Genomic DNA, 22,366 nt, shown 5'->3' with positions numbered 1-22,366 from the left:
GCAATTATGATTTTGCTGCGGTAAGTTGGGATTTCGAGCGCAAAAGAGAACCTAGGCCATGTTTAAATACATCTTTATGTGCTTTGTTGTCATCTGTTTAGTTGGGTGCGACAAAGCCCCTCTTAATCAGTTGCAACATGTAAAACAAAATAAGGTATTACGTGTTGGCACGCTCGCGGGCCCGGGAAACTACTACCAAGGCACCACTGGAGAACAAGGGTTCGAATATGAACTGGCGAGTGAATTTGCCAATGAGCTTGGTGTTGAATTACACATTGTTCCTTACTTTAACTTAGATGAGTTATTTGCAAGGCTAGATGCCGGAGACTTAGATATCGTCGCCTCCGCGGTGAGCTTTCACCCATCAAGAACAGTACAATATCGTTTTGGCCCAACGTATAGAATGATCAGTCAAAAGCTCGTGTACAAACAAGGGAGAGAGTGGCCAAGAGACTTTGATGATATTAAAGCGCCAATTACCGTACTTGCACACAGCAATCATGTTATTGCGCTTGAAGAGGCGAAAACAAGCCATCCTCATTTGAGTTGGGAGGTTGTCTCAGATAAAGGTGAGGAAGAGCTGCTTCAGGCCATCATTGATGGAGAGATTGACTACACCATTACAGACTCACATTCACTGGCCCTATTTAGACGCTACCACCCGACCGTCAGTATTGCGTTTTCAGTTACAAAAGATGAACATGTGGCGTGGATGATGCGTAATGAAAAAGACGATTCGTTATATGCGTTGCTGCCTGCATTTTTCGCTCGAGTACAACAAAACAACTTTTTGGCCACACTCGAAGAGAAGTATTTTGGTCATATCGAAGAGTTTAACTATGTAAACACCTTAGCCTTTGTCGAAGCTGTACATAGTACTTTACCAAACTATCTCAAATGGTTTAAAAGTTATTCGAAACAGCACAATATCGATTGGCGTTTGCTGGCTGCAGTCAGCTATCAAGAATCAATGTGGGATCCCAGAGCTAAGTCTCCTACTGGGGTTCGTGGCATCATGATGCTAACACAACCCACGGCTAAAAAAGTTGGCGTGACAAACCGCCTCAATGCACAGCAAAATATTGAAGGTGGTGCCAAATATCTACGTATTTTATTCGACCGTATGCCTGAAGAAATACAGCAGCCCGATAGTACTTGGCTTGCCCTTGCTTCTTACAATGTGGGCTGGGGACATGTGCGAGATGCACGTAACATTACTGCGGATCAAGGAGGCGATCCGAATAACTGGGCAGACGTTAAAAAACGACTACCACTACTTACTAAAAAGCGCTACTATCGAAATACAAGATATGGATATGCTCGTGGTGATGTCGCGGTAACGTATGTAGATAATATTCGCCGCTATTATGATGCACTTGTGTGGTTGGAAGACAACGGTGCACTCCTACCTGACAGCAGTAAAGCCTCTTCGCAAACGACTCCGGTTGATAATCCAGACAAAGCCAGTGAAGTCGAGAAGCAACAGTAATTTATATTTACTAAACTGGCTTGATAAATGCTTCAAAAGGTCATAAATCTGTCATAGGCATAGCGTATTTATACTAAATTAATATTTGGGGGCGTTACCCCCACCTAATCTCTCACATTCGGAGGTTCTATGTTGAGAAGACGTCGGAATCATCAATTTAAACGTAACACCAAATACACGTCGCCAAATCGCCGTCGTGTCATGATGAAAAATGCACATCGTAAAATGCTCTTGCGCCATCGTATTTTTGCGCTAATTCAAATGGAAGAGCAAAGGGACGCGAAAACAGCCACTGCGGTAGTACAACCCTAAGTACTACCGTTTTTCAACTTTTTTGCTGCTTTAATCTCTTGGCGTCTGCGCTTAAAAAATGCAGACAGCTTTTCGCCACATGTCTCACCCAGTACGCCCGATGTAACTTCTAGTTGGTGGTTGAGCTTTTCATGCTGTAACAAGTTCATTATCGAACCAGCCGCGCCCGTTTTTGCATCCGAGGCACCAAACACCACTCGGCTCAAGCGGCTATGGACCAGTAAACCAGCACACATAGGACATGGCTCAAGCGTCACATATAAAGTGCAATCAATCAGCCGATAATTTTCAACGACTTTGCCAGCTTCTCGAATAGCCATCATTTCAGCGTGAGCCGAAGGATCATGACAGGTAATTGAACGGTTCCAGCCCGCAGCTATCATTTCACCATCTTTCACTACAACAGCGCCGACAGGAATTTCGTTTTCGGCTTCAGCTTTGTCAGCAAATGCTAACGCCACTTTCATCCAATATTGATCATCTTTTACTTCTGACATGGTAATTTTATAGTCGTCCTCACCTAAAATGGAGTATATCACCTCCAGCAGAGCTCTGGTTAAGCTGCTATTCTTAAATAATCATAGTCACCAATACAGCTGCTTTTATAAGCAAACTCAGGATGTTACCAACATCTTTTTAATATTTTGCGGACATTATTGATAATTTTCGCAATTTTGCCGTGGCTCACAGGGTTGGATTTACGCTATAATTCGCCGCTTTTTTTATTTCGTAAGCTCAAAAACACACGGGTAGAATATGAAATTTCCGGGACGCCGTAGGCATAAACACTATTTTCCGGTGGAAGATAAAGATCCGCTTATTAACCAGTTACACGCTGATGATCGGCTAAAAAGGAGCTATATCTGTGGTATAGATCAAATCGTCGTTGATATCGAAGCGAAAGTGGATCAAGCTTTTCTTGATGAATTCCACTTACAGCGTGGTATGTCACAAGTGATAGACAATGATGTCACCAACGCCCTTTATGATAGGCTAAAACGTGATGACATGATCGACTATGAATTTGCCGGCGGTACCATAGGTAACACCATGCACAACTATTCAGTGCTAGCAGATGACCGCTCAGTACTGCTTGGGGTGATGAGTGAAAACATAAAGATTGGCAGCTACGCCTATAAATTTTTATGTAACACCTCAAGCCGAGTTGATCTGGACTACTTGCAGCCAGTTGATGGCCCCATTGGTCGTTGTTTTACGCTTATCGATGACAGTGGTGAGCGAACTTTTGCTATCAGCGCAGGATTAATGAACCACCTACGTCCTGAGTCTATTTGCCAAACGCTTATCGAAGAATCATCGGCGTTAGTGATCAGCGCTTATTTGATGCGCACGAGTGGCGACGAAACCATGACACAAGCAACGATGCAGGCGGTTGAGTATGCCAATAATGCTGGCATCCCCGTAGTATTGACGCTTGGCACTAAGTTCTTAATTGAACAAGACCCCAAGTGGTGGGCTGATTTCGTTGCTAAACATGTTGATATCCTTGCGATGAACGAAGAAGAAGGTGAGGCGATCACAGGCTTTAGCGATCCACTTCTCGCTGCGGATAAAGCACTGGACTGGGTTGATTTGGTCATTTGTACCGCTGGCCCTAAAGGGCTGTTTATGGCGGGTTATGTTGATGACAGCTGCAAGCGTGTGACTGAATACCCGTTGCTGCCTGGTGCTATTCCTGAATTTAATCGCTACGAATTCTCACGCGCGATGAAAAAAGCCCAATGTGAACAGCCGATCAGGGCATACAGCCATACCGCTCCTTACATGGGTGGACCGGATATCATCAAGAATACGAATGGTGCCGGTGACTGTGCCCTTGCCGCTGTTCTGCATGATATTTGCGCCAATGAATATCATAAGCTAAATGTCCCAAACTCGGCGAAGCATGAACAAAGTGCTATTACCTATTCATCTTTGGCACAGATAAGCAAATATGCAAACCGTGCAAGCTATGAGGTACTCGTTCAGCATTCACCAAGGCTATCTCGAGGCCTACCTGAGCGTGAAGACTCACTAGAGCAATCATACTGGGAACAATAACGGTCCTCAGCATGTTTAGGATTGGTAAAAATAGCGACTACGGTCGCTATTTTTATATCATCTAGTTTGTATATAACTTGGCATCAAAAAATAGCAGTACCAAGTTCATTGGATAGATATTCTAATGCCGCGATCCCAGCCAAAGAGTTACCAACTTTATCAAGCCCAGGCGACCAGACCGAAATTGTAAAACGATTCGGCACAATAGCGATTATTGCTCCCCCGACGCCCGACTTGCCAGGCATTCCTACTCGATAACCAAAGTCACCTGCTGCATCGTAAAGACCACTCGTAAACAACAGCGAGTTCATTTGCTTGGTTTGTTTTTTGGTTAGTATCCGCTGTTTTGATAAGTTGCAGTAACCCTGACTAGACAGATAGGAAAATGACTTCGCCAACTCAGTGGTATTCATTTCAATTGCACAAAAATTGAAATAAGACCACAACACATCCTCGACTTCATTATTAAAATTGCCAAATGACTTCATCAAATAAGCCATCGCTGCATTTCTATACCTGTGATCATACTCAGACTGCGCCACAATCTTATTAATACACAGCTTGTCGTTACCAGACATCGCTCTGTAGCTTTCTAGCATGGTATGAATTGGAGCAGATAAACGAGAGTACAGCGCATCACAAGTTACAATGGCACCTGCATTTATAAAGGGATTTCTTGGAATACCATTTTCGAACTCAAGCTGAGTTAAGGAGTTAAAAGCAGTACCCGAAGGCTCTTTCCCTACCCGACTCCACAGCTCGTCACCATAGCGCTGCAGTGCTAGCGTCAATGTCATTACTTTGGATACTGATTGAATTGTAAATCTGGCTTCAGTATCTCCAGCACTAAATGTTTCGCCATCTACCGTGTGCAGTGAAACAGAAAATTGTTCTAACGGCTGCTCAGCTAAAGCGGGAATATAGTTAGCAACTTTGCCTTGGCGTAACAACGGTTGAACTCGCTGTGCAGCCTGCTCTAAAATTTCTTGGTAATTTGGCATATGCTCGTAATTAAGGCTAGCTAGGATGATTTGGGAAGTGTATCAAAAAAGGCCCCGTAGGGCCTGATGTTTATCTGAAACTAAGGTTATTTCAGTTCCATTTCTTGAATAATCTCGTGCGCAATAGGTGGCGTTGTACTCACCGGCTTCTGATGTTTATTGGCTTTTAACTGACCTTTTCGGTGCTTCAAAGCTGCATCAAGCTTTTTAGACGCTTTAGCAATAGCAGGATACATCACTTCGTCTTCACCTTTTACTGATATTCGGCTACCTGCGTAGTTTGTACTTATCTCCGTGTAAAATTGTTTGTGTTCTTTGCTGACGATGATGTCTAGGGATAACAACGACGGAAAATGGTTAGCGATCTTGGCAAACTTTTCATGAACGTGGTTTTTAACAGCATCGGTTACATCTACGTGATGGCCAGATAAATTAATCTTCATATGCAATCCTTCTTTTGCGTTTACCCTTAACAATAGTATTGGCACGATTGCTCGATTTCTCAAGAGCCTTAGCAGAAATTTATTACAAAAATTGGAAGGAAGCTGATTCTAATCAAAAAATAAATAAGGAGAATTAGTGAGGCCTTTGATCTCAAATGTATGTTTATTAGAACTCAGGCATAAAAAAAGCCCTAGCAAGGGCTCTTTTCATATTGCGTAAACTTTACAATTAAAGGCCTGCACGCTCTTTGATGACAGCAATCAATGCTGAACCACCGTGATTTGATTCAGCCCATGCTAAATCTTTACCATCTTCTAGCGCGCTTTTTGGAATACTTTTAATAATGTACTCGCCCGAATCGACAGCATTGCTAGCAATAGCATGTCTAAGTAAGTTATTACCGTTGCACTGGATTGCGTCGTAAACATTACGCATTTTCAGGCGTGATGTTTTCAAAGCGTTACGAATGCGATTTTTATCGTCCGCTGCGATATATTCACATATAGAAAGCGCCAACTGATCGTTTGCACTTACTGGTTTGCTGAAAGAAAAAGCTGCAACAGCGATAGAAGCTGACAGTAGCACGGTAGTTAATTTCATTACACAGACCCTTTAATACTTTATTCGTAGCATATAACTGGCTATATTTTAGCAACCTAAACAATTGTTAGCAAGAAACTCATAGTTTTTTGTTCAGAGTTACGAATTTATAACTATGGTTATTTCTTTCATCAGGTTCGTTACACTCAGTTTCAAGCACTTCCCACTCAGCAACTTGCTCGTAGTCCGGAAATTGAGTATCTCCTTCAACCTCTAAATCGATGAAGGTCAAATAGAGCCGCTGAGCATAAGGCAGAAATATGTCATATATATGACCACCACCAATTATCATAATTTCGTCACAACCCCTAACAGCACTAAGTGCGGCTTCAGGTGAAGCAAGGACTTCAATACCTTCTTGAGTATAGTCAAGATTTCTGGATATCACTATGTTTCTACGACCAGGAAGAGGCCTACCAATAGACTCAAATGTCTTTCGGCCCATAATCACAGGTTTACCTAGCGTAACCTTTTTGAAATGTTGAAGATCTGCAGGCAAGTGCCACGGCATATCGTTATCTTTTCCGATAATACGGTTATTTGCCATCGCAGCTATCATTGAAATTACCACAACGCACCTTTATAGTATTTTAGTATTAGTTTATACACACAATTAGCATGCAAGATGTTTGATTAACCTGAACTCGGGATAAGAAGTAAGTTAATCCACTAAAATCACTAAGCTCAAAAGCGTAGTATCACTCTAGCCAGAAGTTATTTCTTAATACAAGGCAAATTTGTGCGTCAATAGCTAGCCTATTGCAAACAAATTTAACGCAGTAGTAGGGGATAACAGCTGCTAGAGAACAAGTTGTTATCCCGAGTTCAGGTTGATTAGTATATCACCTTCAACAGAATTGCGGCGAGAATACTGAGTTGAAGTAATATACTGTTCAAATAGGTATAAAAAAGGCCCATATATGGGCCTCTTAGAATAAATTCAATGTAACTTAACGCTCGTAAATAACTTCAACATCGTAGTCGTCGTCATCCCAATCATCCCAGTCATCATCGTCGCTCTTATCATTTTTAGTTGCGTGTCTGTGGTATGTGTCCCACTTAAATTCAACTTCTTCTTGCTGCTCTTCTTCGAATTTATCTTTTGGCATGCTTTCAAGAAGGTTCATGATATCAAAGCACAAAGGTTGCGTATTTAACTTGTTTGCAGCAGAGATCATATAAAAGTTTTCTGCGTCTAGCTCTTCAGCAATACGGGCGCATACTTCTTCTCTTTCTTCTTCAAGTAATAAATCCACTTTATTTAGCACTAACCAGCGAGGCTTTTCCGCTAATTTAGGACTGTATTGGTGCAGTTCGTTAATAATAGCGAAGCCATTCTCGACAGGATCACTACCGTCAACCGGCATCACATCAATAATGTGTAATAACACCCGACAGCGCTCTAAGTGCTTTAAGAAACGAATGCCAAGACCTGCGCCGTCCGCAGCACCTTCAATTAGGCCTGGGATATCAGCAATTACAAATGACTTGCTCGCTTCAGGTCTCACAACACCTAAATTAGGTACTAGCGTGGTAAATGGATAGTCAGCGACTTTTGGCTTGGCTGCAGATACACTACGGATAAACGTAGATTTACCAGCATTTGGCAGACCTAACAAACCGACGTCTGCAAGCAGCATTAATTCTAAGCGAAGGTTACGAACTTCACCTTGAGTACCCAGCGTTTTCTGTCTTGGTGCGCGATTAGTACTTGACTTAAAACGCGTATTACCAAGACCATGATACCCACCTTTCGCTACAATCAGCTTTTGTCCATTTTTGGTCAAATCGCCTAAACACTCTTCAGTATCGACATCTGTAACTCTTGTACCAACTGGTACCTTAAGTACTAAGTCCTGACCTTTTTTACCAGTACAATTACGGCCTTGACCATTGGTACCACGCTCAGCCCTGTGAAAGCGTTCAAACTGATAGTCGATAAGCGTATTTAAATTTTCATCAGCCTGCAGGAATACACTACCGCCATCGCCACCATCACCACCGTCTGGGCCACCATCTGGCACAAACTTTTCGCGGCGGAATGAAACGACACCACTGCCCCCATCTCCGGCTTCCGCTCTAATCTCTACTTCATCGACAAACTTCATGGTTTAAACTCTTTAACTCTGTCTGAATTCACTACACCATTATAGCAGCAGCGACAAATCGCTCCTAATACCAATTGTATTAATACGCCTTGATATAGCTAATTTGGTAATTGATGTGCTGAAAACAAAAAACCCCGCCTAAGCGGGGTTTTTTAGTATTTAATACCGATTACTCAGCAACGATGCTAACGTACTTACGGTTTAAAGGACCTTTCTGCTCAAAAACAACTTTACCGTCTGCTTTTGCGAAGATTGTGTGGTCTTTACCGATACCTGCGTTAGAACCAGCGTGGAACTTAGTACCACGTTGACGAACGATGATGCTACCCGCTAGAACTGATTCGCCACCAAAACGTTTAACACCTAAGCGTTTACTTTCTGAATCGCGACCGTTACGAGTACTACCAGCTGCCTTCTTATGTGCCATCTTTCTGTACCTCTAAAAATTAAGCGCTAATGCCAGTGATTTTAACTTCAGTGAACCACTGACGGTGGCCCATCTGCTTACGAGAATGCTTACGACGTCTAAATTTAACAATCTTAATCTTCTCGCCACGACCGTGAGATACAACTTCAGCTGTAATTTTACCACCGTTAACAAACGGTGCACCGATCTCGATCTTTTCACCATCAGCAATTAGAAGTACTGAATCAAATTCAACTGCTGCACCAGTTTCAACGTTTAGCTTTTCTAAACGAATTGTTTGACCTTCAGTCACACGGTGCTGTTTACCACCACTTTGGAAAACCGCGTACATAATTAACTCCGTCTGTGCGCCCTCAAATCGACGCAACTTAATATTCTTCAATAGGGCGCGAAGTTTACGCTAATGCGTATCTTGGCGCAAGAGTAAATTTGAAGAAAGTGAATAAAATTTAGCTCGTATGAGGGCAATCAAATATTTTCCCCTATTCTAGTCAAAAAAATGTCAAAGCCAAGCTCTTTTTTCTCTCAATTTATCAGACAAAAGGCGAATCCATAGTTTACCTAATACAGTACCAAATGAGATTTTACTGTACCTATTTCACCCATTACGCGACCATCAAAAGCACAAAAAGTAAGCATAAAAACGTTTTTTTATAAGCAACTACGACAATTTATCGAGTCGATGATTTTTTTGTAGTACAATCGCCGAGTTTATTCATTTTCGGTTAATAGATTGGCTCGGAGCGCAATGGATATAAAAACTATCCAAAATTTGGTTGAGCAAGATATGCTTGACGTCAACCAACTTATACATCAACAAATGCAATCTGATGTTGCACTTGTAAAACAGCTAGGTTTATACATTGTAAATAGCGGAGGAAAACGCATCCGCCCAATGTTAGCCCTTTTGGCTGCACGAGCATTAGGTTACGAAGGTGATAAACACATCACACTAGCGACAATTGTAGAGTTTATTCACACAGCAACCTTACTCCACGATGACGTGGTTGATGAGTCATTACTGCGCCGTGGAGAACCGACTGCAAATGCTGAATTTGGAAATGCGGCAAGCGTATTAGTCGGTGACTTTATCTACACTCGTTCATTCCAGTTGATGGTTGGTCTTGGTAATATGGAAGTCATGCAGATCCTAGCGGATGCAACCAATATTATCGCTGAGGGCGAAGTGTTACAGCTAATGAACTGTAATGACCCAGATACAACTGAAAAGAGTTATATGCAGGTTATCTACAGCAAAACGGCAAAGCTTTTTGAAGCTGCAACTTTACTACCCGCTGTAGTGCTTGAGCAATCAGACGAAATTAAAACTGCGCTTAAGCTTTACGGTATGCATTTAGGCACAGCCTTCCAACTTGTAGACGATATTCTTGACTACAGTGCTAACGCAGAATTGCTGGGTAAGAATATTGGTGATGATCTCGCCGAGGGTAAACCTACGCTTCCGCTTATTTATGCAATGCAGCATGCAAATGCTCAGCAAACAGCTCAGATCAGAACAGCAATAGAAAGTGGTAATGGACTTGATTATCTTGAAGATATTTTAGCAACACTAGCCGAGACCAAAGCACTTGACTTCACGATGGCTAAAGCCCAAGAAGAAGCCCAAAAAGCGATTGCACAATTGAGCGTTTTACCTGACTCAGTGCATAAAGAAGCACTGATAGGACTTGCCAAGCTTTCTGTGGATAGAGAGTATTAATCGTCCCCTAGCCAGTTTATGAGCTATAAAAAGGTCGCTGATGCGACCTTTATTTTTCTGGTGGCCTGTAGCCTTCAATTTCGACTTCTTTATCTTCAAACAAAAAGCCGACCATCTGCTCTTCAAGCATTTGCCTGTGCTCAGGATCCATCATATTAAGATGCTTTTCGTTGATTAGCATAGTTTGCTTATGCTGCCATTGCTGCCAAGCTTCTTTGGAGATGTTATTAAATATACGTTCACCAACTTCTCCTGGATACAGTTGAAAATCCAGTCCAGGCGCTTCCTTTTGTAACTTTTGACAAAATACCGTACGTGCCATGAGTATCTACCTCTTCAATTTTAATCGTGCACTCAATGAGAGTCAGCACCAGTGATAGCGTCAGTTTACCCTATTGCGGTTAATACTTTAACCAACTTTTTAGTCGGCGCAGCGAGCCCAACCTCTGGCGGGTTATGAGTATCGAACCACAGCAATTGCTGATCATGCACACAATCTGGCATACTTTTTACTTCTACAACCACGGGGGTAATAGTTAACTCAAAATGCGTAAAAATATGCACAAAGGGTTCAAGTGTATTTGTACATTCAAGTTTAAGTTCTTGCTGCTTAATAAACGCGTCTAACTCATCTTGCTCTGCAAACTCAAAAAAGCCGAATAACCCACCCCATATTCCACTCGAACGGCGCTTCTCCATCAAAACTTTATCACCACATTTAATTATTAAGTGGTGAGTACGCTTTTTTGGTTTCTCTTTTTTGGGTTTAGGGTTTGGAAACTCTTTAACCCGATTATTTTTGAACGCCGAACATTCCTCAACAAGTGGGCAAACATCACAGTTTGGTTTACTTCTGGTACATACGCCTGAACCTAAATCCATCATAGCCTGATTAAACGCTCTTACGTCACCGCTTGGCGTGACGGCATCACTCAAAGACCATAACTGATTTTCGACCTTTTTTACTCCGTACCAGCCCTCAACCATATAAAACCGAGCTAGGACTCGCTTAACATTACCATCGAGTATTGGATGATGCTGACCAAGCGCAAGAGAGAGTATCGCACCTGCGGTAGAGCGACCAATGCCCGGTAAGTCCATCACCGCTTCTAATGTTTGTGGGAATTCACCCTTATAGCTATCTCTGATCACTTTTGCAGCTTTATGAAGATTTCTTGCTCTGGCGTAATAACCAAGCCCAGTCCAATGGTGTAACACTTCATCTTCCGGTGCATCGGCCAATGCAATTACTGTTGGGAAGCGCGCCATAAAGCGCTCAAAATAAGGAATAACTGTGGTTACTTGAGTCTGCTGTAACATCACCTCAGAAATCCATACTTTATACGGTGTTTTTCCGAGTTGCCACGGCAGTGTTTTTCTACCATGAAGGTGATACCAAGACACAACTTGCTCACCAAACCACTTAGCTTGTTGCTGGCTAACTTTCATAAACTTGACTAGTACTTGCTACAAAAGCCGCCAGTGTAATCACAATTGCTTTAATAGTCACCACGTAAAATTTCACTCTATACTTGTTTATTCCCAACTGAATGACGATAATGTGCGACCATTTTCACGAGCATAGAAATGACCATGAACGAATCAAGCAAAAGTGCGCTCGAACAGGCGCAGGAAAAAGGCAAGTACATCAGAAAAGTGCGTAGCTTTGTTAAGCGTGAAGGACGTCTTACTAAAGGCCAAGCAGCATCGCTAGAAAAATGCTGGCCAACAATGGGACTGGAGCACCAACAAAGTTTGCTGGACTTTACAGAAGTATTTGGTAACAGCAATGAAGTCGTTCTTGAGATTGGATTTGGGATGGGCAAGTCTCTCGTTGAGATGGCAAAAAATAACCCACAACAAAACTTTATTGGCATAGAAGTACACCGTCCAGGTGTAGGTGCTTGTTTGATGGATGCAGATGAGCAAGGCATCACTAACTTACGTGTTTTTGAACACGATGCAGTTGAAATTTTAGCGGATTGTATCGCTGATGGCAGCCTTGCTAAATTACAGCTATTCTTCCCTGATCCATGGCATAAAAAGCGTCACCACAAACGTCGCATTGTACAACTTGAATTTGCTGAGAAAATACGCCAAAAGCTTAAAGTAGGTGGCGTGTTCCATATGGCAACTGACTGGGAAAACTATGCCGAGCATATGCTTGAAGTGATGAGTGCAGCACCTGGTTATAAAAACCAGTCGCAAAGCAATGATTATGTTCCTCGTCCAGACTTTAGACCGCTTACTAAGTTTGAGCAGCGAGGCCATCGTTTAGGACATGGCGTTTGGGACTTAATGTTCGAGCGTATTAGCTAAACAACCCCCTCTCTATAATGAAGCAGCTCAACAGGCTGCTTCATCGTCCATCTATTTGAGTACATTCACTAGGAGCTAGCGTTGCAGTTTACCAACCCAAGTTTATTACTACTTCGTAATGAAGAAGAGCTTATTGCCAACAATATTCTGGTCATTAACCATCAGCGTGATGGCTTCCTACGTGAATTAAAAGCGCTTAATCCAAGTTCGGCAATTCATGCGTTTAGTTTCGATTTTGCAGACCACCTTCACGCCGATAAAATCGCCGACGTTAAAAGCTATGTAGACCATCAACTACCGCAGTTGCAAGATATTGATTTAGTTATTTATTATTACCCTAAGTCAAAACCTGAAGCGCAAATGGTATTTGATAATATTCGTCACTTGAGCACAGCTGAAACTAGGTTACTCGTTGTTGGCGAAAACAAAAGTGGGGTGAAAAGTGCAGAAAAGCAACTTAAAGATCACGCTGCACACTGTTATAAATTAGAAAGCGCAAAACACTGCATTTTGTATGAATTTGATCAGCTTACTGCTAACCCAAGCTTTGACGTAAGCCATTATGTACAGACATTTTCAGTGCGTATCACCAAGACAGAATTTACTGCCGCAAGTTTGCCAGGTGTATTTAATCATGGGAAGCTCGACGCTGGTACTCAATTATTGCTAGAAAATGTCACTCTTCCCTATAAAGGTAAAGTGTTAGATTTTGGCTGTGGTGCTGGACTTATAGCCTGCTACGCCTTATTGAACAGCCCAACTCTTAAGTTTACCTGTTTGGATGTCAATGCGCTTGCGCTGTTTGCCACGCAGCAGACTTTAGCTTTAAACAACCTCAGTGCAACTTTGCTACTTAGTGACGGTTTAAGTGAATTGAATGGTAAATTCAACCTTATTTTAAGCAATCCACCATTTCATACAGGCCTTTCAACAGACTATGATATCGCTGAGCAATTTTTACATAACATCAAGCGTTATATGGATACCAAGTCTAATATTCAGCTAGTTGCAAATAGCTTCTTAAAATACCCTCCTATTTTAGAAGCTCAGTTTGAACAGTTTGAAGTTGTCACTAAAAACACTAAATTCGCCATCTATAAAGCGCAGTAGTTTACTAACTCTAAGGTTTACTTGCTTATATCAAGTAAACCTTAACTCAAACCCACCTTTTATCTTTTCATTTTCAAAGATTTGCTCTACTTTATTATAATGAGTTATTGGATCTCAAAAGCTCTGTAGCCGCAGCTAAGGCTGATCATACAGCTGGAATAAGAATGAGTAAGCAATTAACCAAAACAAGCATAAGAAAAGTATTGATCAGCGCAGTGATGCTTGTAACCGCGCTGTGCCTCTCTTTATCCATATCTATTTCCACTTACCTTGATGTAAAAGAGCAAAAACAACTGATCATCAATAAAATAGAGATGATAGCCGACATCGTTGCGTTCAATTCTCAGATCACAATTTTATTCGATGATCGAAAAACTGAAGATGCACGTCTAAAGTCTTTTCAACAAGTGGATATCATCAAAAACATCCATATCTATGCCATGGATGACGTAACCAACAGTCCTGTATTTTTTACCAGTTACAACGCCAGTCGAACACCACCAGTACCGCTAAAGGTTAATCAAATTGAAGAGTTAAAAACCCCGAAGGTCTCAGAAGACTACATTGAATTGATTAAACCTGTAATTTATGAGGGGAATATTGAAGGTTATGTTTATGTCCGCGGTGGCTTAGAAAGGCTCTCAAACTATATAAATAAAAAAATCTTGGTAGATATCGCGCTCACCTTATTCGTACTCCTCCTCGTATTGCTAGTTTCAAGGGGGATCCAAAAGCGTATAGCGACGCCAATTGAAGGACTCTCAGCACTATTGCAGGACGTTTCAAAAAATCATAATTACAGTGCAAGAGCGCCTGGCAGCAATATTTCTGAACTAAACGTATTAGCAAATAACTTAAATATCATGTTAGCTCGCACCGAAAATCAACTTGAGCGTCATAAAGCGGATAAACAAGAGATAAAACAGCTCAACCAGAGCTTGGAAGAAAAAGTGAATCAACGCACAATTGCGCTGAGAGAGGCTAACCAAGAACTGCTGAACGCTTTAGAGCGTATGCATCAATACCAGAACCAAATCATCGAGAACGAGAAAATGGCTTCGCTGGGGCAAATGGTGGCAGGTGTTGCCCACGAGGTAAATACCCCTATCGGTTTGGGTATCACAGGCTCTACGTTGTTAAGAGACAAATTATCCGATATTCGCGAAGCGTTTCAAACAAAGTCTCTGACCTCCAAGCAGTTAGAGCGCTTTGTTAACGATGGAATTGAAAATCTTGATCTTATCTACCGCAACCTAAACCGAGCGGCTGAGCTGGTTTCTAGCTTTAAGCGCCTTGCAGTAAGTCAGGATCTAGAAGTGAACTCACGAATAGATTTGTCAAACCTGCTTACTGAAGTCGTAGCATCTATGCGAGCTGAACTCTCCACAAAACAACCTGAAGTGACTATTGACTGTGACTCTGGACTTGCAATCGAAAGTAAAGCTGGACCATTACAACAAGTATTAGAGCAGCTTATATCCAACTCCTTACTCCATGGTTTTAAAGATCAACAAAACAATAGCATTGCAATTACTGTGAAACCATCAATGGGACAACTTGCTATTGAATATGCAGACAACGGAATGGGTGTACCCAAAGCAATTAAAAAGCGCATCTTCGATCCGTTTGTCACAACGCGTAGAGGTGAAGGAGGAAGCGGCCTAGGTATGCATTTGGTTTATAACCTAGTAACCCAAGCACTTGGAGGCTCGATCACTTTAGATGAAGAATTTAGCCAAGGTGCTAAATTTATTATAACTCTTCCTCTGTCGGGTAATCTAAAATGAGGTTGATTAATCTAGTTATTTTGCTTTTATTTGTCTCCTTAAATACAACTGCAAAATCACCAGATCAGGTTCGCTCTGCTTTTCTCTATCAGATGGCAAAATTCGTCGAGTTTCCCGACGAAAACACAAAAACCAGTATTCAATTTTGCTTCTATTCACTTGAATCAGGGCCTGCTGCTGAACTAAAAAGTGCAACAAAGCTAAATGTGCGAGGCAAACCCATTGAGCTCGTAGAAGCAAAAAAAACGTGGAGTTATAGGGAACTTTCCAGCGCTTGCGATATCACATACATTGATGAAACTAGCGAAAATGATATACTGTCCGCTTGGACCGATACAATAGAGTCAAACATGTTGACCGTGGGCGAAAGTATTGAGTTTTTAGAAAGAGGCGGGATTGCTTCTTTGGTCCAAGAAGGGAGCAAAATTCGACTGTATATAAATAAGCAAGCTCTAGAAAAACAGTACTTCATCGTGCGCTCAAGGCTGCTTGCCGTATCCAAGTTTCATCCCAACTGATTTTACTTGTTAACAATTGGATAAGCTCCTATAATCGTAAATATTCGGATTTATTATATAAGTCCGGACACATTGTAAATTATATATTCCGAAAAGGTTAATTAATAATGCAAACGCCAGTCATTCTAATTGTAGAGGATGAAGACGTAACTCGACTGAACCTCGTTAGTTTATTTGAAGCGGAAGGTTACAAAGTAATCGAAGCCATTGATGGCGATGACATGCATGACAAGTTGACATCAAATGATGATGTAAACCTTGTAATCATGGATATCAACCTTCCTGGTAAAAATGGTTTAATTTTGGCGCGTGAATTACGCCAGAAGAAAAACATCGGCCTTATTTTCCTAACAGGTCGTGACAATGATGTTGACCGCATTCTTGGTCTTGAGATTGGTGCTGATGATTACATCACAAAACCATTTAACCCGCGTGAATTAACGATTCGTGCTCGCAACCTAATCTCTCGTACTGGCACGTCTGCAGAAGAGTCAACAATTGATAGCAACGGCGTTATTACTTTTAATGGTTGGGAGTTAGATGAAAACAGTCGCTGTTTAACATCTCCAACAGGCGATTCAAAGCGTCTACCAAAAGGTGAATATCGTGCACTTCGTCTAATGCTAGATTCGCCGGGCCGCATTTTTAGCCGTGAGCAGCTTATCAAGCACATGACTGGTCGTGAACTTCGCGCAAACGACCGTACTGTTGACGTTACTATTCGTCGTATTCGTAAGCATTTCGAAACTGATAACAATACGCCTGAATTAATTAGTACAATTCACGGTGAAGGTTACCGTTTCATTGGTAAACTCGACGCTCAATAATCGTTTTTACTGATCTTCAGCGAGTTTTGCAATTAATGGATGAAGGGCTTCTTGCCCTTCTTCTATTTTTGCCTCTAACTCAGAAACCCAATTCAATAGTGTCTCTTCCTCTTTGCCTTCTGATTCTAATTCCATTTTCTTCGCTTGTAATTGGGCAAGTTGCAGCCCTACCGAACCAGCAGCACCTTTAACTTTATGTGCAACCGCACCATATTCCTCGATATCATTTTGTGCAACAGCCTCTCTGAGCTCTTGACAGTACTTAGGACTGAGCTTAGTAAATAGGTCACAGCTTCTTTGGAATGCAGCAGCCCCCATAGACTCAACAAAGTCGCAAATGGTCTCTATATCTAAATCGGAGTACTCAGGTTGTGATAACGCTTCTCGAATATCGATACTTTGTTTGTTTTTCTGTGCCTCAATTCCAAATAACTCAGCGAGCATTTTGTCGAGCTTAGTAGTATTTATTGGTTTGGCCAAAGCTCCCTGAACATTAATCCCCTCAAGCTCTTGCTCGGCGCTTCTGACGTTTGCGGTTAAGGCAACTATTGGTAAGTGATCAAAGTGGCTGTCTTCTCTTATTTGACGCGCAACAACATCACCATTGATATCTGGTAGCTGCATATCCAGAAGAATGAGATCTAGGTCATCTTCAGTTTCAACAAACGAGAGAGCATCCTCGCCTGTTTCAGCCCAAATAACTTCATGCCCTCGCTGTTCTAATAGATTTGTTGCAATCTCAGCGTTTAGCGGCACATCCTCAACAAGTAAAATGTACAAGCTTCTACCAGCGTAACTTTGTTCTTTCGGTGCATTACATAGCTGTAACGGGATCTCAACATCAAAACGACTCCCCTTACCTTCTTGGCTAGTAACCGCTATCGTTCCTTTCATAGCCTGAACTAAAGCTTTAGTAACCGCAAGGCCAATGCCCGAGCCAATCGCATTGCTGCCCGATGCATCCGGAGCCTTGTAATACATCTCAAAGATCCGCTCAAGCTGATCTTCGGATATTCCCATACCTGTATCTATAACACTAATTGTCAGCCAAGGCCCATCATCTCGATTCTCACGGCGGCATTCCAGCGTCACATTACCCTTGTGGGTAAACTTCACTGCATTATTAATTAGATTCCAAAGTACCTGACGTAGACGTGTCGGATCGAGTAACGCATAAACGTCTAAGATTCCAGAACGATTGATAGTAAATTCTAAGCCCTTTTGATCGGCAATTAGACCTGCAAAGTTGACCACATCATTTATAAAATCAGAGACATTGATACTGTCCGTTGCTATATCTAGCTGCTCCCTATCAATTTTATCTAAATCAATGATGTCGTTAAAAATATTGCCAAGCGTTTCCGCGCTTGAAAACACGGTATTACACCAGCTTTTTTGTTGCGCAGTCAGATCTGTGTCTAACATCATGCGCGTCAGACCAACAATACCATTGAGCGGAGTTCTTAATTCATGACTTAGCGTAGCAATAAACTTACCTTTATCCTTATACGCAGTTTCTAACGCCTGCTCGGCTTCTTTACGACTAGTAATATCACGACCAAAGGCCAACAAGCCTATATACTCGCCTTTATCATTGATAAATGGCAGCTTGCGCATTTCAAACCAACGAGGTTCGCCTTCAACAGGATACTCTACGTCAAGTGTTAATGGTTGCTGTGTTTCTGATACCTGGCTATCTGTTTCAAGTACTTTTGGAAGATATTGCTCTGAATATATTTGTTCGACTGATTTACCAATTAGTTCTTCACTGCTTTTGCCCATCACTAATTCGAACATCTTGTTACAGCCTGCGAATACACCGTTTTCATCGCGGTAATAGAACAGATCAGGAGATGAATCAACAATGCTTCGCAGTAACATCCCCTGCTGTGCAAGTTCTTGCTGGGTCTTTTTACGTTCTGCAATTTCTTTTCTTAATTCATCTATCGCGCGGTGTTTAGCATGCAGAGCAATTTTACGCTCGTCAATCTCACTATTTAAACGATTAATATTGTCCTTCAGCGTTTGGTTCAGCATCTTTTCTTGTTGTGTTGCCGACTCCAAGTAGGCCTTGGATGAATGTACCTCCCGCATTGCCGCGACGGACATCATGATAAGAGCGGGCGCAATGACAGCGGTTAAGAAAAAGAGTGCCGATATATCGACAATTTCAACTACACCTAATGCAACATAGTAAAACATGCAAGATAGAATAACTGCAACGAAGAGCGTAAAAGCATAAGCGATGGCAAACGCCCGCTTGTTACCGTATCTTTCTACCAAGTTTGATAAAATTCGAGCCCATGAGCCAAACGAATTTTCTGTCATATTATTACTTCACCATTGTTAAACACTTGTCAGGCAAGTTTATATTCTACCGCTTGAGCCTGACTGAATTGCTTTTCAAGCCCTCAAAGTAAATATTATACAAAAGCCCTAGTAATAAGCGAGTATAGAAATTGCAGGGCCAGATCATTCACTCATTTTCATACACACTGAGCAGAACGATAGATAACAGAAATGAGACTCTGTATCACTAAATGCACAAATCATCTAATTTAGTGCGGATAGATTTAAGCTCACCATCCCAACTTAATCTGATTTCGTGTAATATGCCCGTTTTTTAAGTCGTGAGAAAAGAGAGCGTCGATGCAAAATAACATGCCAGACATTGCACACAGTGCTAGTGCGTTACAAACAGGAACTTTAGACTGGGTAGGCATGGGTAACATAGAGCTGCCTTTAGTATTAGAAAGCAAAGGCCTAAATCAAGTTACTGTTACAGCCAAAGCCGATGCATTTGTTAATTTGCAAAAAGAAGACGCAAAAGGCATTCACATGTCACGCCTCTTTCTTGCCCTTGATACGCTTTCTTGTGAGCAAGTACTTACACCTAAAACTCTAAAGCAGTTGCTAGATAACTTTTTAAGTACGCATAGCGACTTAAGTACAGGTGCAAAAGTAACCCTGCAGTTTGAATTGCCTATCAGACGCCCTTCGCTTTTAAGTAAAAAAATGGGATGGAAATCATACCCAATTACCCTTGATGCGACGTTGATAAACGGTATTTACAAGCTAGAACTGGCGCTTGACGTTGCTTACTCATCGACTTGCCCCTGTTCGGCAGCATTGTCTCGTCAACTGATCCAAAACGCTTTCCAACAAGCTTTTGATGGTAAACAATTAGATTTCCATAGTGTGCATAACTGGCTAGGTAGCACAGAAGGGATCGTTGCAACACCCCACTCTCAGCGCTCGATTGCAAATATAAAAGTTAAGCTTACGAATAATAGTACTGAATTTGAGATTTTGGATCTGATCGAGTTGGTTGAAAACGAGTTGAAAACCCCCGTTCAAGCCGCAGTAAAACGAGAAGATGAACAAGAGTTTGCGCGCCTAAATGGCCAAAACCTAATGTTTTGTGAAGATGCAGCTAGAAAGTTAAAGGCATTGCTAAATCAGCAAGCTTATTTAGATTTCTATGTGAAGATAAACCATTACGAATCTCTTCATGCTCATGATGCAGTAGCCTATGCCGTGAAAGGGGTTGAAGACGGCTACAGTGTTTAATTAATGCAATTGGTATTAGGTCCGCTCCGTTTACTACTATTATTAATCAGAGCTAGATAGCTCTGATTAATCTCCCCCATACACAACGAGGTAAGTGCTGTATTACTTTAAGCTATCTACTCAACGGTGGGCACTGTTTAATTTTCGAATAAACTGCTCGACAAGCACCTCTTGATTTTCTAAAGCCTGCTCTGTGTTTTTCATCGTTTCATGCGTTTTACGCGCACTTTTCATAGACTCATCCGCAAGACCCGAAATTGTCACAGCATTTGCGTTAAGCTCATTAGAAACACTCGACATCTCTTCTGTCGATGTCGCAATTTGATAGTTCAAACCTGATATTTCATTGACTATTGTGTTGATCGTTTCAAGGCTCACTTTAGTACCTTCTGCCTTTACTACACATTCAGAGGAGCGCTCTACTCCACTTTGAATGGCAGTAACCGCCCGTTCTGCTCGTTGCCTCAGATCGGCAATAATACCATTAATCTCGGCTGTAGAATCTTGTGTCCTTTGCGCAAGCGCTCTCACCTCATCAGCAACAACCGCAAATCCTCTACCTTGTTCACCTGCACGAGCAGCCTCTATAGCGGCATTTAAAGCAAGTAAGTTGGTTTGCTCGGAGATCCCACGGATCACGTCAACAACCCCTTCGATGTTAACTGTTTGCGCATTAAGATCTTCTATATCTTTTTGCGTGCGAGATAACTCTTCCGATAAGGCATAATTATTTTCCATATTGTCATCAACGGCTTTGTTGCCTTTCACAACGGATTCAAGCGCCGCTTCGGATTGCTGCGCTGCATTGTTAGTATTAGAGGCGATTTCACCAATCGACACCGACATCTGATTAATGGCTGTCGCTAAGGAGTCGGTTTGCGCTTGCTGTCGATTTAAAATATCAGAACTCGTTTTGCATTCTTGCATCGTTTTGGTTGCGTACTCTGAAACGGTGGCGCTAGCATCTTTAACACGCCCAAGCACAGCCCGAAGCTCGGATTCTCTAGCGAGTAAAGCAAGCTCTATAGAAGCGACATCATTAACCTTATTAAGATACACTTTTTGCATCAGAGGGTTATCGTATACTTTTTTTGCCTTTTCGCTGAGCGACCGCACTGGAGCAAGGCGAGAATAAGTAATAAATAATACAGCAAGAGTAAGCAGAGTTTCAGCGAGGTAATTCCAAGGTGATGATAAAGTTGAGATCAACATGGTTAGGGCATAGAAAACAATGATTATTGCCATCATTTGAGCTGACAAAGACCAAGAGGCACGAGTAAATTTACTTGGTGACACACCATTATTTAAATCAGTGTAGATTTCCTCTGCACGGTTAACGACCTCCCGGCTCGGCTTTGTCCTCACTGATTGATATTCGACAGTCTTACCAGATGCATCTTTAATAGGAGTGACAAAAGCATTAACCCAATAGTGATCGCCATTCTTGCAGCGGTTTTTAACCATTCCCATCCAAGGTTTGCCCGCTTCGATATAATCCCATAGGTTCTTGAAAGCGGCTTTAGGCATTGTTGGATGCCTAACGATATTATGGGGCTTCCCCTCTAACTCACTAAGTGAAAACCCTGCAACTTCACAAAACTGCGAATTCGCATACTTTATCTGACCTTTTACGTTTGTCGTTGAAAGTAGATTGTAAGAACTTGGATAATCATTCTCTTTTCCTGTGTAATCAGCTCTACCTTTTGTCATAGCTCGCTCTCGATTAAAAAGGGCAATAGATAATAAATTATTACTTTCTTAAAAATCGTAAGAAATTTCACCGAAAGACTGATTGAGATCATAGTGAAATATGATTTGATACCAATTTACACAATTAAGTGTTCTATTTTGAAGGATCAAGTATTAAGAAAAATTGGTATGAATACTTAACGAACAACAGAAAGTTAATATAAAAGCTAGCAGAGTTCTGAGCTTAAACAACTAAGAAAGGTAAATATAAATATCAATAAGATGAGGAATAGAATATGGAAAGTAAGTGGCGTCCCCTAGGGGATTCGAACCCCTGTTACCGCCGTGAAAGGGCGGTGTCCTAGGCCTCTAGACGAAGGGGAC

General features: G+C 41.7%; 22 protein-coding genes and 1 tRNA gene. 10 read left to right on the top strand and 13 right to left on the bottom strand.

Going from position 1 to position 22,366, the window contains the following annotated elements; all coding sequences use genetic code 11:
- Positions 1-58 precede the first annotated feature (58 nt).
- On the top strand, positions 59-1,489 hold the full coding sequence (gene mltF / locus EXT48_RS02095) for a membrane-bound lytic murein transglycosylase MltF (protein WP_039491403.1): 1,431 nt from the start codon (positions 59-61) through the stop codon (positions 1,487-1,489).
- 129 nt (positions 1,490-1,618) lie between these two features.
- Complete coding sequence (locus tag EXT48_RS02090) at positions 1,619-1,801, top strand: hypothetical protein (RefSeq protein WP_010374594.1); 183 nt, start codon at positions 1,619-1,621, stop codon at positions 1,799-1,801.
- Here EXT48_RS02090 and tadA read toward each other — a convergent pair.
- The gene (gene tadA / locus EXT48_RS02085; protein WP_130163438.1) at positions 1,798-2,298 is read right to left on the bottom strand and encodes a tRNA adenosine(34) deaminase TadA; all 501 of its coding nucleotides are present in this window, start codon (positions 2,296-2,298) and stop codon (positions 1,798-1,800) included. The genes EXT48_RS02090 and tadA overlap by 4 nt on opposite strands.
- Before the next feature lie 259 nt (positions 2,299-2,557).
- On the opposite strand from tadA, the gene EXT48_RS02080 reads away from it, so the two are divergent.
- The gene (locus EXT48_RS02080) at positions 2,558-3,862 is read left to right on the top strand and encodes an inosine/guanosine kinase (RefSeq protein ID WP_010374590.1); all 1,305 of its coding nucleotides are present in this window, start codon (positions 2,558-2,560) and stop codon (positions 3,860-3,862) included.
- Between the two features lie 83 nt (positions 3,863-3,945).
- On the opposite strand, the gene glsB is transcribed toward EXT48_RS02080, so the two are convergent.
- The 7 genes from glsB to rplU form a co-directional block, all read right to left on the bottom strand.
- Positions 3,946-4,863, bottom strand: a complete 918-nt coding sequence (gene glsB, locus EXT48_RS02075) for a glutaminase B (protein ID WP_039491407.1) — start codon at positions 4,861-4,863, stop codon at positions 3,946-3,948.
- 86 nt (positions 4,864-4,949) lie between these two features.
- A complete protein-coding gene (gene raiA, locus EXT48_RS02070) occupies positions 4,950-5,306 on the bottom strand; it encodes a ribosome-associated translation inhibitor RaiA (protein ID WP_010374586.1) in 357 nt (118 codons plus the stop codon).
- A gap of 229 nt (positions 5,307-5,535) precedes the next feature.
- Entirely contained in the window at positions 5,536-5,907 is a 372-nt protein-coding gene (locus EXT48_RS02065; RefSeq protein WP_010374584.1) for a DUF3718 domain-containing protein, read from the bottom strand.
- A 79-nt stretch (positions 5,908-5,986) separates the two neighbouring features.
- On the bottom strand, positions 5,987-6,478 hold the full coding sequence (gene folA / locus EXT48_RS02060; protein WP_069022784.1) for a type 3 dihydrofolate reductase: 492 nt from the start codon (positions 6,476-6,478) through the stop codon (positions 5,987-5,989).
- A 379-nt stretch (positions 6,479-6,857) separates the two neighbouring features.
- Complete coding sequence (gene cgtA, locus EXT48_RS02055) at positions 6,858-8,015, bottom strand: Obg family GTPase CgtA (RefSeq protein ID WP_010374580.1); 1,158 nt, start codon at positions 8,013-8,015, stop codon at positions 6,858-6,860.
- Between the two features lie 169 nt (positions 8,016-8,184).
- Positions 8,185-8,442, bottom strand: coding sequence for a 50S ribosomal protein L27 (rpmA, locus tag EXT48_RS02050; protein WP_010374578.1), 258 nt, complete (start codon positions 8,440-8,442; stop codon positions 8,185-8,187).
- 19 nt (positions 8,443-8,461) lie between these two features.
- A complete protein-coding gene (gene rplU, locus EXT48_RS02045) occupies positions 8,462-8,773 on the bottom strand; it encodes a 50S ribosomal protein L21 (RefSeq protein ID WP_010374575.1) in 312 nt (103 codons plus the stop codon).
- 417 nt (positions 8,774-9,190) lie between these two features.
- Here rplU and ispB point away from each other — a divergent pair, with 417 nt between their 5' ends.
- On the top strand, positions 9,191-10,162 hold the full coding sequence (gene ispB, locus EXT48_RS02040) for an octaprenyl diphosphate synthase (RefSeq protein ID WP_130163437.1): 972 nt from the start codon (positions 9,191-9,193) through the stop codon (positions 10,160-10,162).
- A gap of 49 nt (positions 10,163-10,211) precedes the next feature.
- Here ispB and EXT48_RS02035 read toward each other — a convergent pair whose 3' ends face one another.
- Entirely contained in the window at positions 10,212-10,484 is a 273-nt protein-coding gene (locus tag EXT48_RS02035) for an oxidative damage protection protein (RefSeq protein ID WP_010379401.1), read from the bottom strand.
- 65 nt (positions 10,485-10,549) lie between these two features.
- Positions 10,550-11,611 (bottom strand): A/G-specific adenine glycosylase, encoded by a 1,062-nt coding sequence (gene mutY / locus EXT48_RS02030; RefSeq protein WP_130163436.1) that lies wholly within the window; start codon positions 11,609-11,611, stop codon positions 10,550-10,552.
- A gap of 144 nt (positions 11,612-11,755) precedes the next feature.
- Between mutY and trmB the strand changes: the two genes are divergently transcribed.
- From trmB to arcA, 5 genes are all read left to right on the top strand, one after another.
- The gene (gene trmB / locus EXT48_RS02025) at positions 11,756-12,481 is read left to right on the top strand and encodes a tRNA (guanosine(46)-N7)-methyltransferase TrmB (protein ID WP_130163435.1); all 726 of its coding nucleotides are present in this window, start codon (positions 11,756-11,758) and stop codon (positions 12,479-12,481) included.
- 81 nt (positions 12,482-12,562) lie between these two features.
- On the top strand, positions 12,563-13,591 hold the full coding sequence (locus EXT48_RS02020; RefSeq protein WP_130163434.1) for a methyltransferase: 1,029 nt from the start codon (positions 12,563-12,565) through the stop codon (positions 13,589-13,591).
- 164 nt (positions 13,592-13,755) lie between these two features.
- Positions 13,756-15,378, top strand: a complete 1,623-nt coding sequence (locus EXT48_RS02015) for a sensor histidine kinase (protein WP_130163433.1) — start codon at positions 13,756-13,758, stop codon at positions 15,376-15,378.
- On the top strand, positions 15,375-15,896 hold the full coding sequence (locus EXT48_RS02010; RefSeq protein ID WP_010379409.1) for a YfiR family protein: 522 nt from the start codon (positions 15,375-15,377) through the stop codon (positions 15,894-15,896). Before EXT48_RS02015 ends, EXT48_RS02010 begins: the two co-directional genes overlap by 4 nt.
- A gap of 107 nt (positions 15,897-16,003) precedes the next feature.
- Entirely contained in the window at positions 16,004-16,723 is a 720-nt protein-coding gene (gene arcA, locus EXT48_RS02005; protein ID WP_010379411.1) for a two-component system response regulator ArcA, read from the top strand.
- Positions 16,724-16,729: 6 nt separating this feature from the next.
- Here arcA and arcB read toward each other — a convergent pair whose 3' ends face one another.
- Positions 16,730-19,051 (bottom strand): aerobic respiration two-component sensor histidine kinase ArcB, encoded by a 2,322-nt coding sequence (arcB, locus tag EXT48_RS02000; protein ID WP_039491425.1) that lies wholly within the window; start codon positions 19,049-19,051, stop codon positions 16,730-16,732.
- A gap of 321 nt (positions 19,052-19,372) precedes the next feature.
- Between arcB and folE2 the strand changes: the two genes are divergently transcribed.
- Complete coding sequence (gene folE2 / locus EXT48_RS01995; RefSeq protein WP_039491428.1) at positions 19,373-20,293, top strand: GTP cyclohydrolase FolE2; 921 nt, start codon at positions 19,373-19,375, stop codon at positions 20,291-20,293.
- Between the two features lie 120 nt (positions 20,294-20,413).
- On the opposite strand, the gene EXT48_RS01990 is transcribed toward folE2, so the two are convergent.
- Positions 20,414-22,003, bottom strand: a complete 1,590-nt coding sequence (locus tag EXT48_RS01990) for a PAS domain-containing methyl-accepting chemotaxis protein (protein WP_130163432.1) — start codon at positions 22,001-22,003, stop codon at positions 20,414-20,416.
- A gap of 287 nt (positions 22,004-22,290) precedes the next feature.
- A tRNA-Glu gene (locus tag EXT48_RS01985) sits at positions 22,291-22,366 on the bottom strand.

Source organism: Pseudoalteromonas sp. CO348 (assembly GCF_004208845.1).
Classification (GTDB): domain Bacteria; phylum Pseudomonadota; class Gammaproteobacteria; order Enterobacterales; family Alteromonadaceae; genus Pseudoalteromonas; species Pseudoalteromonas maricaloris.
The sequence above is the reverse complement of the archived record's forward strand: the minus strand, read 5'-3'. Positions and strand labels throughout refer to the sequence as shown.